Raw genomic sequence first — 15151 nt, 5'->3', positions numbered from 1 at the left:
GGGCGTCAGCGCGCCAGGAAGTGCACGCCGAGCCACACCCAGGCGAGCAGCACGACCACCCGGCCCGGCGTCGTCCGCAGGACCGCGCCGAGGGTCTCCGCCGCCGTGGCCGGCCCGGCGCCGCGGCGGGCGGCGGCCTCCAGCACCAGCGCGGTGACCAGCAGCACGCCGAAGCCCACGGCGGCGGCGGTCAGGAGGGCCGCCGCGGACGGGTGACCAGCCAGGCCCCGGCCGCCAGCCACCCCAGGGTCGCGGCGCCGCGCGCGAGCGGGGAGGCCAGCACCGGGTCGGCCAGGTCGCTGAGCGTCGGCAGGCCGGCGTCGGCCAGGGTGACCAGCTCCCACGCCAGGGCCGCCGCCAGCCAGCCGAGCCACGGGAGCCCGCGCCGGCCGACCGGCGGGGCGCCCGCACCGGCCCGCCGGGCCAGTCCGACGCCGGTCACGGCGGCACCGGCGGCGGTGACGGCGAGCAGCGCGCCCGCGGAGAGCTCACCGGCGACCGCGACGACGGCGACCACGGCGGCGCAGCCGAGGGCGGCCACGACCCAGGTGATCCGGCGTCGTCCCCGGGAAGACCCCACCCGTGCATGCTGACGCAGCCGACCACCGCCGGGTGCTGGTCCTCACCGCGGCCCTGCTGCCGGTGCTGCTCGCCTGGAACAACCTGCTCGTGCACCGGCTGCCCGGCCGGCCGGGGTCCTACGTCGTGGCCAACGTGGCGGCGGCCGCCGTGCTGCTCGCGGCGGCCCGGGCGAGCGGGCTGTCCTGGGCCGAGCTGGGCCTGGCCCGCCGCCGGCTGGCGGCCGGCGCCCGCTGGGGCGGGGCCTGCGCGGCCGTGGTCGCGGCGGGCTACGCGACGGCGCTCGCGGTACCGGCCCTCCGGCCGCTGCTCGCCGACGGCCGGGTGGCCCGCCTCGACGGGGCCGAGCTCGCCGTCGCCGCGCTCGTCCGGATCCCGCTGGGCACCGTGCTGTGGGAGGAGGTCGCCTTCCGCGCGGTGCTGCTGGCCGCGCTGGCCCGCCTGCTGCCGCGCGCCGCCGCGATCGGGGTGTCCGCGGCGGTGTTCGGACTGTGGCACGTGCGGCCCACGCTCGGCGCGCTGGCGGCCAACGACCTGGCCGATGGTCCGGCGGCGCGCGCCGTCGCCGTCCTGCTCGCCTGCTTGGCCACCGCGGCCGCCGGTGTGCTGTTCGCCGTGCTGCGGGAGCGCAGCGGCAGCCTGCTCGCCCCCGCCCTGCTGCACCTGGCCACGAACACGCTGGGCCTGCTGGTGGCGGCCGCCGCACACGACTGAGCGGCCCCCTCGCAGGGGCCCGCGGCGAGCCTGCGAGCTGCGGGGGGCGAGGAGGTCCTTCTCCTAGACTCGGCACCGATGACGACGGGGAGGTGGCGGGCGGCGCTCGCCGTCCTGGCCCTGCTCGCCGGCGCGGCGGCCGTGCTGACCAACGCGGCCCTGTTCCCGCTCTACTCGCTCAACCGCGACGACTCGGTCTACGTGGCCATGGCCGAGCTGCTGCAGACCGGCGCGGTCACCCTGCCCGCCGAGGCCGACGCCTTCCGGCCGTGGGCCTCGGCGGTCGTGGGCGACCGGGTGGTGCTCAAGTACACACCGCCGTGGCCGGCGGTCATCGCGGCCGCCGACCTGCTCACCGGTTCCCCGCGCGCGGCGCTGGCGCTCAGCGCCGCCGCGGCCGCGGTGCTGGTCGCGCTGCTGGCCGCCGAGGTGCTGCGCGACCGGGTCGCCGCGGTCACCGCCGGTGGGCTGTTCGCCCTCTCCCCGGTCGTCTTGGTGCAGAGCGGCACCTACCTGCCCTACCTGCCGGCCCTGGTGCCGGGGCTGGGTGCTGCGCTGCTGCTGCTGTCCGGGGCGCGGCTGGGCTCGACGCCGCGGCTGGTCGCAGCCGGCGTCGTCGCCGCGGTCGCCGCCTTCGCCCGGCCCTTCGACGCGCTGCTGACCGTGGCGCCGTTCGGGCTGGCCGTCCTGCTGGGCCGCGAGCGGGGCGGGCTGTCCCGGTCGGGGCTCGTGCTCCGGGTCGCCGCCGGCGCGCTGCCGGTGCTGGCCCTGACGCTGGTCTACAACGCGACGGTGGTCGGGGGCGCGTTCCGGCTGCCGTTCACCGTCACCGGCCCGCAGGACACCTTCGGCTTCGGCGAGCGCGGCGTCTTCCCACAGCACACCTCCCCGTTCACCCCGGCCGACGCCGCGGCCGGCCTGCTGGCCAACCTGCGCGGGACGCCCGGCTGGGTGGCCGGCGGGCTGGTGCTCCTCGCGCTGGCCGTCCTCGGCCTGGCCCGGACGGACGGCGCCGCCCGACGGCCGCTCGCGGCGCTGGCCGTCGTCGTGCCGCTGGGCTACCTGCCGTTCTGGGGGCCGTGGGCGATGGGCACCCAGTGGGAGGGCCTGGCGCTGTTCGGGCCCTTCTACTGGCTGCCGGTCGTCGTCCCGCTGGTCGTGTTCGGCGCGGCGGGCCTGGTGCAGGTGGCGCGCCGGCGCCGGCCGGTCGCCGTCCTCCTCGTGGTGGCGATGGCCGGGCTCACCGCGCTCGCCGTGCCCGGTCCGGTGGCCGGTCACCGGGCGGTGACCGAGGACTTCCGCGCGGTGCAGCGGGTGGTCGAGGACGCCGATCTGGACGACGCGGTGCTGTTCCTGCCGCGGCGCGGCGACCTCGGGTTCCTCAGCGACACGCCGTTCCTGCAGAACGACCCGTCGCTGCGCCAGCCGGTGCTCTACGCCGCCGAGCGCGGCGCGGCCGACCTCGAGGTGGCCGCCCGCTTCCCGGAGCGGTCCCTGCACCGGCTGGCGGAGGACGACGAGGCCCCACCGGTCGTGGAGCCGCTGCGGGTGGACGCCGGTGAGCAGGTCACCCTGCGGCTGCGGGTGACCGTCCCCGCCGGCGCGTCGTCGGCGGTCGCGTACCTGCGGACGGGGGACCGCACGTACGAGACCCCGCTGGACGGCTCCGGCGAGGTGGTCTGGACGGTGGCCGCACCCGGCGCGGCGGCCGGCCCCGGCGCGGTCGTCCCGGCCGACGACGGCGTGCTCGCCGTCGGCCTGACCGTGCGCGCGCCGGGGGACGACGGCCCCGGCGACCGCTGGGAGCGGCGCGTCGTGCACCGCACCGTGGACGGCGGCGCGCGGGTGGAGCTGCTGCGACCGGGGCAGGCCTGGGCGCAGGTGGACGGCGGCGACTGGGCGCCCGACGCGGTGGGCAGCCCGGTCGAGGAACTCCCCTGACCGTCCCGGAGCGGCCCACTCACGGACAGCTGCGAGGACGTTCCCGCGGGAACGTCAGGCCACGGGTCGAGGCGTTCGGAGCAGCAGGTGAGTGGACCTGGCGAGCGGCCGAACGGTGTGCGCCGAGGCCCGGTTTCCCGCTCGAGCGCAGGTCCTCAGCGCACACTCCCCCGGGAGGAGGTGGCCCTGAAGCCGCCTTCGGGGCGAGCCGGGGGTGGTGGCGTCCCCGAGCGGCCATTCCCGCGGACACGGAGGAGACTCGACCAGACGAGCCCTGACACCGGGAGTGAGCACCGCCCGCCCGGAACGGCGTGGTCGACGGTCTCGGCGGTGCGGTCGCCGCCGCTGGCGCTGGTGCCGGCCCACGCAGTCGTCCTCACGGCGGGGCAGGCGGGGCGTCGTCCTCAGGGCCGGCGGCGAAGGTCAGCAGGGCGGCCAGCGCGGCGGCCGGGTCCGGCCCGCGGACGCCGACCCGCGCCCGGTCCGGGGCGGACGCGGCCCGCGCCGTGCCGTCCGGTGCGAACTCCACCAGCCCGCCGGGGAGCTCGGCCGCGGTGACCGCGCCGGCCCGCGCGGCGGCGGCCAGCCAGACGGTCGCCGCCTGCGGGTCCCAGCCGGCCGGCACGGGGGCGCGGGCCCACCGTCGTCCCTCCGGTGCCGGCGCCGCCGGCCGGGCGGCCGCCCACAGCTCGCCGAGCGAGCCGACCGGGTGGGCCCGGCCGGTCGGCGTGGCCAGCAGGTAGCCCCCGCGCCAGGGCGTGACCCGCAGCCGCCGCCCGGTCAGCAGCCGGCCGGCGGCCGCGGCCCGGGCGGCCCGCTGCGCCGGACCGGCGCCGGCCAGCACGTCCTCCCACGGCGGGGCGGTGCGGCCGGTGCCGCAGGCGCCGCACACCGGGTCAGGCCGGGCGGGGCGAGCGGCGCAGGAAGTCCTGCGCGATCTCGTCGAACGTCGCCCAGCGCACGCCGTCGTGGCGGTTGATGTGCGCGATGAGCCGCTCGAGCATGAGGAGCACCTGCGGGCGGCCGGCGACGTCGGGGTGGATGGTCATGGTGAACACCGCGTAGTCCTGCTCGCGGTACACCCAGTCGAACTGGTCGCGCCACATCTCCTCGAGCTGCCGCGGGTTGACGAAGCCGTGGCTGTTCGGGCTGGCCTTGACGAACATCATCGGCGGCAGGTCGTCGAGGTACCAGTTCGCCGGGATCTCCACCAGCTCGGTCTCCCGGCCGCGCACCAGCGGCTGCATCCAGGTGTCGGCCGGCTGCGAGTAGTCGATCTTCGTCCAGCTGTCGCCCACGCGGACGTAGTACGGCTCGAAGTCGCGGTGCATGAGCGAGTGGTCGTAGGTGATGCCCCGTTCGAGGAGCAGCTCGTTGGTGACGGTGGAGAACTCCCACCACGGCGCGACGTAGCCGGTGGGGCGGCGGCCGGCGCGCGCCCCGATCAGGTCGATGCAGCGGTCGAGCACCGCGGACTCCTGCTCGCGGCTCATCGCGATGGGGTTCTCGTGGCTGTAGCCGTGCACGCCGATCTCGTGGCCGGCGGCCACGCAGGCGTCGAACTGCTCGGGGAACGTCTCGATCGAGTGCCCCGGCCAGAAGAAGGTCTGGGTGATCCCCTCGCGGCGGAACAGCTCCAGGATCCGCGGCACGCCCACCTCGCCGGCGAACACGCCGCGGGAGACGTCGTCGGGGGAGTCCTCCCCGCCGTAGGACCCCAGCCAGCCGGCGACGGCGTCGATGTCGACGCCGAAGGACACGAAGACCTCCTTGGTCACGCCCGTTCTCCTCCCGGGTCGAGGTGGCCGGCCAGGACACCGGCCGGGTCGTGCGGGTCCACCGCGAGCGCGGCGGACAGCAGCAGCCGCCCCTGCCAGGGGCTCAGGTCGCCGCCGAACAGGGCGCCGTCGCGGGCCAGGCTCGCCCCGCCGCCGGCGTAGAGCGGCGCGACCGGACCGGCGGGCACCCGCGAGCAGACCAGCACCGGGGTGCCACCGGCGACCAGCTCGGCGGCGGCCGCGGCCACCGGCGGTGGGACGTTGCCCACCCCGAGGGCCTCCAGCACGACGCCGGCCGCACCGGCGGCGACCGCGGCGCGCAGCAGGGCGTCGTCCGCGCCCTGGTGGCAGGCGACGACGTCGACGCGGGGGAGGGCCGCGCCCAGGTCCAGCGGCAGGGCGGGCGACCGCGGGGGGCGGGCCAGGGGGCGGACGGCGCCCGCGGCGACCCGCAGCACCGGTCCGCGGCCGGGCGCGTCGAAGGCCGCGCTGCGCAGCGTGTCCACCTTGCGCACCCCGCGGGCGGCGAACGCCAGGCCGTCGAAGGCCAGCAGCACGCCGAGGCCGCGGGCCGCGGGGTCGGCGGCCACCCGCAGCGCGTCGGCCAGGTTGGCCGGCCCGTCAGGGGCCGGGGCGTCGAACGGCCGCTGGGCGCCGGTGAACACCACCGGTCGGTCGTCGTCGTGCACCAGGTCGGCGAGGAGGGCCGACTCCTCCATCGTGTCGGTGCCGTGGGTGACGACGACGCCGTCCACACCGTCGGCCAGCTGCTCGCGCACCGCGCGGACCAGCGCGCGCACGTCGGCCTCGGTGAGCGCGAAGCTCGGCACCGTGGTCAGGTCGCTGACGGTGACCTCGATCCCCGGCAGCGCCCCGGCCGTGGCCAGCAGCTCCGCCGCCGGCGTGGTGGCCGACAGCCCGCCGTCGGTGCGCCGGCTGGCGATCGTGCCGCCGGTGGCGAGCAGGTGCACCCGTGCCACGACCCCTCCTCCCACCTCGCGTGGACCACAGGTGACCACGGCCCCGGGGACGGCGCACCTCCGCGACCGCTCCCACCGAGCGGCGGCGGGGGCGGGTGCCGACAATCCACTCCCGGAGCAACCGCTCCCGTGCCCTGAGGAGACCCGATGGCGTCGTTCGGCCCCGTCCCGCTGACCCCGACCGCCTTCCTCGAGCGCTCCGCGCGGGTGTTCCCCGACCGCACCGCCCTGGTCGACGGCGACCGGCGGCACACCTACCGCGAGTTCGCCGACCGCTCCCGTCGGTTGGCCGGTGCGCTGGCCGCCCGGGGTGTCTCCCCGGGGGACCGGGTGGCCGCGCTGTGCGCGAACGGCGCCACCATGCTCGAGGCGCACAACGGCGTGCCGTGGGCCGGGGCGGTCCTGGTCCCGCTCAACACCCGGCTGTCCGCCGGGGAGCTGGAGTACGTCCTGCGGCACTCCGGTGCCGCCGTCCTGCTCGCGGACGCCGTGTTCGCGGCGACCGCCACCGAGGTCGCCGCCGCGGTGGGCATCCCGGTGGTGCTGGCCGGCGGCGAGGACGCGGAGTACGAGCAGCTGCTGGCCGCCGCGGAGCCCCTCGCGCTGCCGTGCGCCGACGAGGACGGGCTGCTGGCGCTCAACTACACCTCCGGCACCACGGGCCGGCCCAAGGGCGTGATGTACAGCCACCGGGGTGCCCACCTGCAGGCACTGGCGATGGCGCTGCACACCGGGCTGGGCCCGACCAGCCGGTACCTGTGGACGCTGCCGATGTTCCACTGCGACGGCTGGTGCTTCCCGTGGGCGGTGTCGGCCGCCGGCGCCACGCACGTGTGCCTGCCCAAGGTGGACCCGGCCCGCATCTGGTCGCTGCTGCGCACCGAGGGCATCACCCACTTCAGCGCGGCGCCCACCGTGCTCACCATGATCGCCAGCGCCGAGGAGGCGCAGGCCGGCCCGCTGTCGCCGCGGGTGGCGGTGCAGACCGGTGGCGCGCCGCCCACGCCCACCCTGCTGGCCCGCATGTCGGGGCTGGCCATGGACGTCACCCACCTGTACGGGCTGACCGAGACCTACGGGCCGGTCGCGGTCAACCAGTGGCACCCCGAGTGGGACGAGCTGCCCGCCGAGCGGCAGGCCGAGCTCAAGGCCCGCCAGGGCGTGGGCAACATCGTCGCCCAACCGCTGCGGGTGGTCACCGACGACGGCGCCGACGTCCCCGCCGACGGCGCGACGATCGGGGAGATCGTCGCCCGCGGCAACGACGTCATGCTCGGCTACTACCGGGACGAGGAGGCGACCGCGGCGGCCACGCTGCCCGCGCCGGACGGCGGGCCCGGCTGGTTCCGCACCGGGGACCTCGCCGTCGTGCACCCCGACGGCTACCTGGAGATCCGCGACCGCAGCAAGGACATCATCATCTCCGGCGGCGAGAACATCTCCTCCGTCGAGGTGGAACGGGCCCTGGACGCCCACCCCGCCGTGCTGGAGTCGGCCGTGGTCGCCGAGCCGCACGAGAAGTGGGGGGAGGTGCCGGTCGCCCACGTCACGCTGCGGCCCGGGGCGGAGGTCGGCGACGCGGACCTGGCGGCGTTCGTGCGCTCGCGGCTGGCGGCGTTCAAGGTGCCCAAGCGGTTCGTCTACGGCGAGCTGCCCAAGACCTCCACCGGCAAGGTGCAGAAGAACGAGCTGCGGACCCGCCCGGCCGGCTGACCGACGCGCGCGGTCAGACGGCGGCGGTGCCGATCAGGCCCTTGCGGGTCACCAGGGCGGCCAGCTGCTCCTCGGACATCCCGTCGGTGCCCTCGGGCCGGCGGGGGACCACCACGTACCGCGACTCGGCGCTGGCGTCCCACACGCTGATGCGCACGTCGGCGGGCAGCTCCAGGCCGAACTCCGCCAGCACCCCGCGCGGGTCCCGGACGACCCGGGAGCGGTAGGCCTCGCTCTTGTACCAGGCCGGGGAGGGCCCCAGCAGCGCGATCGGGTAGCAGGAGCACAGCGTGCAGACGACGACGTTGTGCTCCTGCTCGGTGTTGGCGACCACCTTCAGCCGCTGCTCCTGCAGGCCGCCGGCCATCGTGAGGCCCACCTCCCTGATCGCCGCATTGGCGTCGGTGAGCAGCCGGTCGCGGAAGCCGTCGTCCACCCACGCCCGGGCGGCGATCCGCGCGCCGTTGGCCGGGGAGCCCCCGGCGAGGAACTCGTCGATGCGGCGGTCGATCTCCCCGGCGTCCACGAGGCCGCGCGCCTCCAGCAACGCCTCGACGTGCCGCACCCGCTCCGAGATCGCCGAGCTGCCGTGGTGCTGTCCGCTCACGGTGTCCCTCCCTGCTGTCCGGGTGGCTGGTGGTCTGCGGGCTCCAGGTAGTCCTCCCAGAGCTCCACGGTCACGGCGTGGTCGCCGTCGCCGAACAGGTCCGCCGCGGCGAACCGCACGTGGTAGACGGCCTGCCTCGTGCCCGCCCGGCCGCGGGCCCGGTCGTCGGCGAGGGGGTGGTGCCCGGCCAGCTCCACCACCTGCCCCACGGCGCCGCGGGCGTACCGCGGCAGCCGGGTGTGCCACACCGGGTCCGCGGTGCTGGTGCGCACCGCGTCGCCGGGCGCGAAGCGGTCAGGCACCGGCCAGCTCCTCCGGCGTGGCCAGTTCCTCCGGCGTGGCCACGCCCTTCTCGGCCAGCAGCGTGGTGATGGCCGTGAACCACTTCTCGTAGTAGGAGCTGGCGAGGTAGCGCTCCGGCGGCATCCGCTCGATGGCGTCGCGGAACTCGTCGAGGTTGTAGACGCCGCGGCGGATGAGGGCGGCATTGAGGGCCAGCACGTGGGCCTCCCAGTCGGCGTGGAAGGCCGGCTCGTCCGGCTCCTCCACGATCGCCGGGAACCCCACCATGCCGCCGACGTCGTTGATCCGGCTCACCCCGCGATCCTGTCCCCTCGCGGCCGTCCGGTCCAGCGGGCCCGCTCAGCCCGCGGGTCGACGCCCGCCCAGGTGCGCCAGGACCGCCGCGGCCAGCAGCAGCGACCAGCCGGCCTGGACGGCGGCCAGCAGCGGCGTCGGGCCCCCGGTCACCAGCGCGACCAGCACCGGCAGGCTGCCGAGCACCCCGACGTCCACCCCCTGCACCAGGCCGGCGCCGGCGCCGGCGGGCACCACGCCCATCGGGGTGGAGACCACCGGCCCGGCCCAGTCCACCTCCGGGCGGTACGCCCCGCGCAGCGCCGCGGCCGCCCACGCCGGCGCCACCGCCAGGCCCAGCAGTGCCCAGGTGCCGGCCGTCCCGGTGCCGGCGCCGAGCAGCAGCGCGCTCAGCGGGCACACCACGGCGGTGACCGCCAGCGGCAGCACGGCCCGGCTGCGGATGACGGCCGCGGCCGACAGGGCGTGGGACCGGTCCACCTCCGGGGCCGCGTACGCCTCCCGGGCCGGGCGGCCCGCGGCGGTGGCCGCCAGGCACCACCCGACCAGGCAGCCGGCCCACACCGCCGGCGGCAGCGCGCCGAGGCCCTCGGTCCGGCCGACGACCACGGGGACGGCGACCGCGACGGCGAGCTGGCCCAGCTGCCACCGGCCGCGGGTCAGGACGGCGAGGTCACCGGCCACCACCGCCTGCCAGGGCCGGCGCACCCGGCGGAAGCGCCGGCTGCGCCGCGGCGGTGCGTCCCGGCCGGCCAGCGCCCGGCCCAGCTGCCGGGTGTCCAGCCACACCAGCGAGCTGCCGGCGGCGCCGGCCATGACGCCGTGGGCCAGCAGCGTCCCGGCGTCCAGCCGGCCCAGGCCGCGGTCCGCCCGCACGAGCAGCACCAGCGCCGCGACCGCCGCCACCGCGAGCGCCCACCCCGGCGGGGCCGTGCCCACCGGGAGGTCGAGCCGCCCACCGCCCACCGCGGCGAGCGTGCCCGCGACCGCGGGGAGCACCGCCGCGGCGGCGGCCACCGCGCCGGCCGTCCCAGCCACCGCCCCCGGGCCGCGGCGCCGCACCGGCGGCGGCCCGGTGCCGAGGGCGGCCCGGCGGCGGGTCTGCAGCAGCGCGGTGCCGCCGACCGCCGCGCCGGCCAGCGACCCGGCCCAGCCCATCCCCTGCAGGACCGCCCCCGGGGTGGGGGACGACGTGCTGCCCAGTGTCAGGGGCAGGGTCAGCAGCGCGGCGGCGGCGACGACCACGGCGGTGAGCCGCAGCGGTTCCGCGCGCAGCAGGGAGCGCCGGTCGGCCGGCAGCGGCAGCCACCACGCGGCGACCGCGGGGGTGGCGCTCACCGGCCCGAGCCGGGCCAGGACGACGACGGTGCCGGCTGCGGCGAGCACGCCCAGCGCGGTCGCGGCGAGCGCCGCGGACAGCGACGGCGCGGTCACCGGCGCCCCCGCCAGGGCGATCTCCTCGCGCAGCGACACCAGGCCGCTGCCCGCGACCGCGACACCGGTCGCCGCGGTGACCAGCACGCCCCACGCGTCGCCGATCCGGGCGGCCAGCGTGGTCCGTGCCCGCGCCGCGGTCGCCCGGCGGGTCAGCCGGCGCACCGCGGCGCCGTCCAGCGGCGTCACCGCGGGGGACACCACGGCTCAGAGCCCGGGGATCCGGGCGGCGGCCTCGGCGGGAGCCAGCAGCCGGCAGGCGTCGTCGTCCACCACCAGAACCTCGTCGGCGACCGACCCGACCACCTCGGCGTCGTGGCTGGCGAACAGCACGGCCGTGCCGGCGTCCCGCAGCGCCGCCAGCCGGGAGGCCAGCCGGACGCGCATGCCGGCGTCCAGGCGGCGCTCGGGCTCGTCCAGGACCAGCAGCCGGGCCGGGCGGACGAAGGCGCCGGCCAGCGCGAGTCGCCGCCGCTGCCCCGACGACAGTGCCGAGGGCAGCGCGTCGGCCCGCTCACCGAGCCCGAACGCCACCACCTCGGCGTCCACGGCCTCCGCGGCCGCGGCCACGCCGTGCCCGAGCGCGGCCAGCAGCAGGTGCTCGCGGCCGGTGAGCGAGGCGAAGAAGGCGTCGTCGTCCAGCACGGCGGCGACGTCGCGGCGGAACCCGGCCGACCGCTCGTCGACCGGGGCGCCGTCGAAGGTCACCGTCCCGGCCAGCGGCTCCAGCAGCCCGACCAGCGTGCGCAGCAGCGTGGACTTGCCCGACCCGTTGGGCCCGACGACGGCCAGGGCCCGGCCGGCGGTCAGGCAGACGTCGACGGGGGCGCACACCGGTGTCTCGCCGTACCCGACGGCGAGGTCCTCGGCGACGAGCAGGTCGAGCGAGCCGGTCGAGTTCCGCATGGCCGGTCCACCGTAGTGCCGTCGCGATCCGGCGCAGCACGACCCCGGGACCGTGTCCGCGCACCGACCACGACCGGGTGACCGGTCAGGGGGTGACGGTGCCGGTCACGGTGGCTCCCGCGGTGGGCGTCGGGTCGGCGGTGCCGGTCGGTTCGGCGGTGGGGGTCGGTTCCAGGGACGGTGCCGCGCTGGTCGTCGGCGTGGCGCTGGTCGTCGGCGTGGTGCTGGTCGTCGGTACCGCGGTGGGGGACGGGGTGGCGCTGGGTGTCGGCGTGGTGCTGGTCGCGGGCACGGGGGTGGGGGACGGGGTGGCGCTCGGCGTCGCGCTCGGGGTCGGGGTGGGCGTCGGCGTCGGCGTCGGGGTCGGGGTCGGGGTCGGGGTGGGTGTCGGGGTCGGGGTGGGTGCCGGCGTCGGGGTGGGTGTGGGCGCCGGCGTCGAGGTGGGTGTGGGCGCCGGCGTCGAGGGGGCCGCGGTGGTGGCCTGGGCGGCCGCGGCGCTCGAGGGCGCCGGAGCGGGAGCACCGGACGGGCCGGCCGCGGAGGCGGTGGACCCGGCCGTCGGGGTGGCGCTGCCCGGCACAGCGGCGGTCGTCCCGGGGGCCTGCCCGGGGCTGCCGCCGGCCGGGGTCGGGGTCGGGGGCGCGACCCCGACGGAGGTCGGCGTCGGACCCACGGTCGGTGCCGGGGGCCTCGCCACCGCGGCGCCGGACCGGGCCGCCGTCGGCTGCGGCGACGGGCCGGGCGCAGGGTCCTCCGGGACCGGCGGTGGCGCGGTGTCCTCCTCCGCCGGGGAGGCCGGACCGGGCGGGGCGGCACCCGGGGCCGCCGCCACCCCGGCGCCGGCCGCGAGCGCGCCCGCCCCTCCGGGTGCCGGGGCGAACGGGTCGAGCACGATCCCGCCGAGCCCCAGGAGGACCCCGAGGACGGCGACGGCGACCACCAGGCGCGCCCGCAGCGGGAGCCCCGGCCGGGGGCGGACCACCGGTGTCCGGACGGTGGGCGCGGGCGTGGCGGTGGCCGGGGTGCCGGCCGCGCGGGCGGCGTTCCGGCGGGCCTGGATGCCGGACTCGGTGGACAGGGTCAGCTGCGGCAGGAACAGGAAGACGACGGCGCCCACCGCCGTCACCGCGGCGACGACGAGCAGCACCAGGTCGACCGAGCCGGCGAAACCGGTCCGGAACGGCTGGGCGACCGCGGCGGGCAGCTGCTGCACGAACGAGGTGTCGGAGAGGTCGGAGCCGACCCCGTCCAGCGGAGCCAGCCGGGGCGCCAGGGCCGGGTCGGCGCGGACGGCGTCGCGAACCGCGCCGTCCACCTCGCCGGGCAGTCGGCTGAACAGCAGGGCGAGGAAGGCGGCCGTGCCCGCGGTGGCGCCGATCTGGCGGGCGAAGGCCACCGACGACGTCGCCACGCCCATCTCGGCCGGCGGGACGGCGGCCTGCACCGCCACCACGACCGGCTGGAACGTGCAGCCGACGCCCATCCCGAACAGCACCAGGAACGGCACGAGCACCCCGTAGGGCGTGTCCGGGCCCACCACCAGCGACAGGCCCAGCATCGCCACCGTCATCAGCGCCACGCCGACCAGCGGGAACGGCCGGTAGCGACCGGTCCGCGAGATCACGATGCCCGACCGCGCCGCCCCGGCCATGATCCCGACGACCAGCGGCAGCATCTGCAGCCCGGCGAGGGTCGCGCTGGAGCCGTGCACGATCTGCAGGTACTGGGGCACCAGCAGCAGGCCGCCGAACATGCCGGCCCCGAGGACGACGCTGCCGAGGGCGGTGACGGTGAAGCTGCGCACGCCGAACAGCCGCAGCGGGAGCAGCGCGTCGTCCCCGTGGGCCCGCTCCGCGCGCACGAACAGGGCCAGCCCGGCGGCGGCGAGCCCGTAGCAGGCCAGCGCGGCCGGCGAGGTCCAGCCCCACCCGCGGCCCTGCTCGGCGACGACCAGCAGCGGCACCACGCAGGTGGCCAGCGCGAGAGCGCCCGGCCAGTCGATGCGGTGCTCGCGCCGCTCGTGCGGCAGGCGCAGCACCCGGTGGACGACGGCGAACGCGAGCGCGCCCAGCGGGAGGTTCACCAGGAAGATCCAGCGCCACCCGTCGACGCCCAGCAGCGACGTCTGGCCGGCGAGGAAGCCGCCGAGGACGGGGCCCAGCACGCTGGAGCTGCCCCAGACGGCCATCGTGTAGCCCTGGTACCGCGCGCGTTCCCGCGGCGGGACCATGTCGCCGATGATCGCCAGCGCCAGTGACATCAGCCCGCCGGCACCCACGCCCTGCACCGCGCGGTAGGCGGCCAGCTCGTACATCGACCCGGCGGTGCCGCACAGCACCGAGCCGACGACGAACACGGTGATCGCGAACAGGTACCACGGCCGCCGTCCGTGCAGGTCGGAGAGCTTGCCGTACAGCGGGGTGGAGATCGTCGAGGTGACGAGGAAGGCCGTGGTCACCCACGCCTGCAGGGTGAAGCCGTCCAGGTCGTCGGCGATGGTGCGGGTCGCGGTCGCCACGACCGTCTGGTCCAGGGCGGCGAGGAACATGGCCACCATCAGCCCGGCCATGACGGTCAGGATCTGCCGGTGGGTGAAGGCGCCGTCCTCGGCGAGGGTGACGCCGGCACCCGGCGCGGTCGGGTCGGGCTGGTGGGGTGGGCGCGGCATGCGGGCTCCAGACGCAGGTCGGAGGCAGATGGTGCCGGGGACCCGCGGCGGCGCGGTCGGTGGTGGACGGCGGCCCGGCGGGGGAGCGCGTGCCGTGACCGTGGGGTCGCCGCCACGCTCGGGCGGGTGAGGGGCCGGGATCTGGTTCACTGGTGGTTGAACGCGCAACCGATTTGAGGAGGACAGCCGTGCACGTCGGTGTGGACAGCTTCGTCGCGGCGGTGACCGACCCCACGACCGGACGGCGGATCGGCCCCGAGGAGCGCATGGCGCACCTGCTGGAGGAGATCGCTCTCGCCGACCGGGTCGGGCTGTACTCCTTCGGCATCGGTGAGCACCACCGCGCGGAGTACTACGACTCGGCGCCGCCGGTGATCCTCGGCGCCGCGGCCGCGCGCACCGAGCGCATCCGGTTGGGCAGCGCGGTCACCGTGCTGTCCGCCGCCGACCCGGTCCGGGTGTTCCAGCAGTTCGCCACCCTGGACCTGGTCTCCGGCGGCCGGGTCGACCTGGTGGTGGGCCGCGGCTCGTTCACCGAGGCGTTCCCGCTGTTCGGCCTGGACCTCGCCGACTACGACGAGCTGTTCGAGGAGAAGCTGGACCTGCTGCTGCGGTTGCGGGAGTCCGAGCGGGTCACCTGGTCCGGCCGGCACCGTCCGGCGCTGCGCGGGCAGGGCGTGTACCCCCGGCCGCTGCAGGACCCGTTGCCGGTGTGGGTGGGCGTCGGCGGGACGCCGCAGTCCTTCGTCCGAGCCGGGTTGCTCGGCCTGCCGCTCATGGTGGCGATCATCGGCGGGGAGCCGCGCCGGTTCGCCCCGCTGGTCGACCTCTACCGGCGGGCCGGGGCCCAGGCCGGCCACGCGCCGGAGCGGCTGCAGGTGGGGCTGCACGTCTTCGGGTTCGTCGCGGAGAGCACGCAGGCCGCGGCCGACACGATCTACCCCGGGTGGCACGAGATGTTCGCGTCGATCTCCCGGGAGCGCGGCTTCGCCACGCCCACGCGGGCGCAGTTCGACGCGACCAGCGGGCCGGACGGCGCGTTCTTCATGGGCGACCCGGACACCGTGGCCGAGAAGCTGGTGCGGGTCTCCGCCCAGCTGGGCGGGGTCGACCGGATCTCCCTGCAGATGACCAACCCGCGGCTGGCGCACGACGACCTGCTGCGCGGCATCGAGCTGCTGGGCACCGAGGTCGCCCCGCGGGTGGCCGGCGTCTGACGACGACCGCTCCGGCG

The 15151-nt window shown here is 77.5% G+C and carries 15 protein-coding genes; 4 read left to right on the top strand and 11 right to left on the bottom strand.

The window, feature by feature from the left end:
- Positions 1–5: 5 nt before the first annotated feature.
- Positions 6–179 carry a DUF6186 family protein gene (locus tag RTG05_RS11780; protein ID WP_315911822.1) on the bottom strand — a complete coding sequence of 58 codons (174 nt, stop codon included), beginning with the start codon at positions 177–179 and terminating at the stop codon, positions 6–8.
- An 11-nt stretch (positions 180–190) separates the two neighbouring features.
- Positions 191–580 (bottom strand): hypothetical protein, encoded by a 390-nt coding sequence (locus tag RTG05_RS11775; RefSeq protein WP_166528788.1) that lies wholly within the window; start codon positions 578–580, stop codon positions 191–193.
- A 2-nt stretch (positions 581–582) separates the two neighbouring features.
- On the opposite strand from RTG05_RS11775, the gene RTG05_RS11770 reads away from it, so the two are divergent.
- Complete coding sequence (locus RTG05_RS11770) at positions 583–1293, top strand: CPBP family glutamic-type intramembrane protease (RefSeq protein WP_315911821.1); 711 nt, start codon at positions 583–585, stop codon at positions 1291–1293.
- A gap of 78 nt (positions 1294–1371) precedes the next feature.
- The gene (locus RTG05_RS11765) at positions 1372–3234 is read left to right on the top strand and encodes a DUF7846 domain-containing protein (protein ID WP_166528787.1); all 1863 of its coding nucleotides are present in this window, start codon (positions 1372–1374) and stop codon (positions 3232–3234) included.
- 376 nt (positions 3235–3610) lie between these two features.
- Here RTG05_RS11765 and RTG05_RS11760 read toward each other — a convergent pair whose 3' ends face one another.
- From RTG05_RS11760 to RTG05_RS11750, 3 genes are read right to left on the bottom strand one after another with little or no spacing between them, the layout of a single operon-like run.
- The gene (locus RTG05_RS11760; protein WP_166528786.1) at positions 3611–4126 is read right to left on the bottom strand and encodes a hypothetical protein; all 516 of its coding nucleotides are present in this window, start codon (positions 4124–4126) and stop codon (positions 3611–3613) included.
- A gap of 4 nt (positions 4127–4130) precedes the next feature.
- Positions 4131–5012, bottom strand: coding sequence for a polysaccharide deacetylase family protein (locus RTG05_RS11755; RefSeq protein ID WP_166528785.1), 882 nt, complete (start codon positions 5010–5012; stop codon positions 4131–4133).
- Positions 5009–5992: an asparaginase gene (locus tag RTG05_RS11750; protein WP_315911820.1), complete on the bottom strand. Its 984-nt coding sequence runs from the start codon at positions 5990–5992 to the stop codon at positions 5009–5011. The genes RTG05_RS11755 and RTG05_RS11750 overlap by 4 nt, the downstream gene beginning before the upstream one ends.
- A 147-nt stretch (positions 5993–6139) precedes the next feature.
- On the opposite strand from RTG05_RS11750, the gene RTG05_RS11745 reads away from it, so the two are divergent.
- Positions 6140–7705 carry an acyl--CoA ligase family protein gene (locus RTG05_RS11745; RefSeq protein ID WP_166528784.1) on the top strand — a complete coding sequence of 522 codons (1566 nt, stop codon included), beginning with the start codon at positions 6140–6142 and terminating at the stop codon, positions 7703–7705.
- Positions 7706–7718: 13 nt separating this feature from the next.
- Here the strand turns inward: RTG05_RS11745 and RTG05_RS11740 are convergent, their stop codons facing one another.
- From RTG05_RS11740 to RTG05_RS11720, 6 genes are all read right to left on the bottom strand, one after another.
- Positions 7719–8312, bottom strand: a complete 594-nt coding sequence (locus RTG05_RS11740; protein WP_166528783.1) for a nitrile hydratase subunit alpha — start codon at positions 8310–8312, stop codon at positions 7719–7721.
- Entirely contained in the window at positions 8309–8614 is a 306-nt protein-coding gene (locus RTG05_RS22380; RefSeq protein WP_166525609.1) for an SH3-like domain-containing protein, read from the bottom strand. Before RTG05_RS22380 ends, RTG05_RS11740 begins: the two co-directional genes overlap by 4 nt.
- Positions 8607–8909 carry an SH3-like domain-containing protein gene (locus tag RTG05_RS22375; RefSeq protein ID WP_166528782.1) on the bottom strand — a complete coding sequence of 101 codons (303 nt, stop codon included), beginning with the start codon at positions 8907–8909 and terminating at the stop codon, positions 8607–8609. The genes RTG05_RS22380 and RTG05_RS22375 overlap by 8 nt, the downstream gene beginning before the upstream one ends.
- Before the next feature lie 45 nt (positions 8910–8954).
- On the bottom strand, positions 8955–10532 hold the full coding sequence (locus RTG05_RS11730; protein ID WP_315911819.1) for a DUF6297 family protein: 1578 nt from the start codon (positions 10530–10532) through the stop codon (positions 8955–8957).
- Positions 10533–10550: 18 nt separating this feature from the next.
- Entirely contained in the window at positions 10551–11249 is a 699-nt protein-coding gene (locus tag RTG05_RS11725) for an ABC transporter ATP-binding protein (RefSeq protein ID WP_166528780.1), read from the bottom strand.
- An 85-nt stretch (positions 11250–11334) separates the two neighbouring features.
- The gene (locus RTG05_RS11720) at positions 11335–13917 is read right to left on the bottom strand and encodes a DHA2 family efflux MFS transporter permease subunit (protein ID WP_315911818.1); all 2583 of its coding nucleotides are present in this window, start codon (positions 13915–13917) and stop codon (positions 11335–11337) included.
- A 188-nt stretch (positions 13918–14105) separates the two neighbouring features.
- Between RTG05_RS11720 and RTG05_RS11715 the strand changes: the two genes are divergently transcribed.
- A complete protein-coding gene (locus tag RTG05_RS11715) occupies positions 14106–15134 on the top strand; it encodes an LLM class flavin-dependent oxidoreductase (RefSeq protein WP_166528779.1) in 1029 nt (342 codons plus the stop codon).
- Positions 15135–15151: the final 17 nt, after the last annotated feature.

This window comes from Geodermatophilus sp. DSM 44513 (genome assembly GCF_032460525.1).
Classification (GTDB): domain Bacteria; phylum Actinomycetota; class Actinomycetes; order Mycobacteriales; family Geodermatophilaceae; genus Geodermatophilus.
The sequence above is the reverse complement of the archived record's forward strand: the minus strand, read 5'-3'. Positions and strand labels throughout refer to the sequence as shown.

What these genes read in the sequence shown, in the direction of transcription:
- RTG05_RS11720 (WP_315911818.1), bottom strand. Translation starts at nt 13,917, where the DNA reads ATGCCGCGCCCACCCCACCAGCCCGACCCGACCGCGCCGGGTGCCGGC.
- RTG05_RS11765 (WP_166528787.1), top strand. Translation starts at nt 1,372, where the DNA reads ATGACGACGGGGAGGTGGCGGGCGGCGCTCGCCGTCCTGGCCCTGCTC.
- RTG05_RS11745 (WP_166528784.1), top strand. Translation starts at nt 6,140, where the DNA reads ATGGCGTCGTTCGGCCCCGTCCCGCTGACCCCGACCGCCTTCCTCGAG.
- RTG05_RS11725 (WP_166528780.1), bottom strand. Translation starts at nt 11,249, where the DNA reads ATGCGGAACTCGACCGGCTCGCTCGACCTGCTCGTCGCCGAGGACCTC.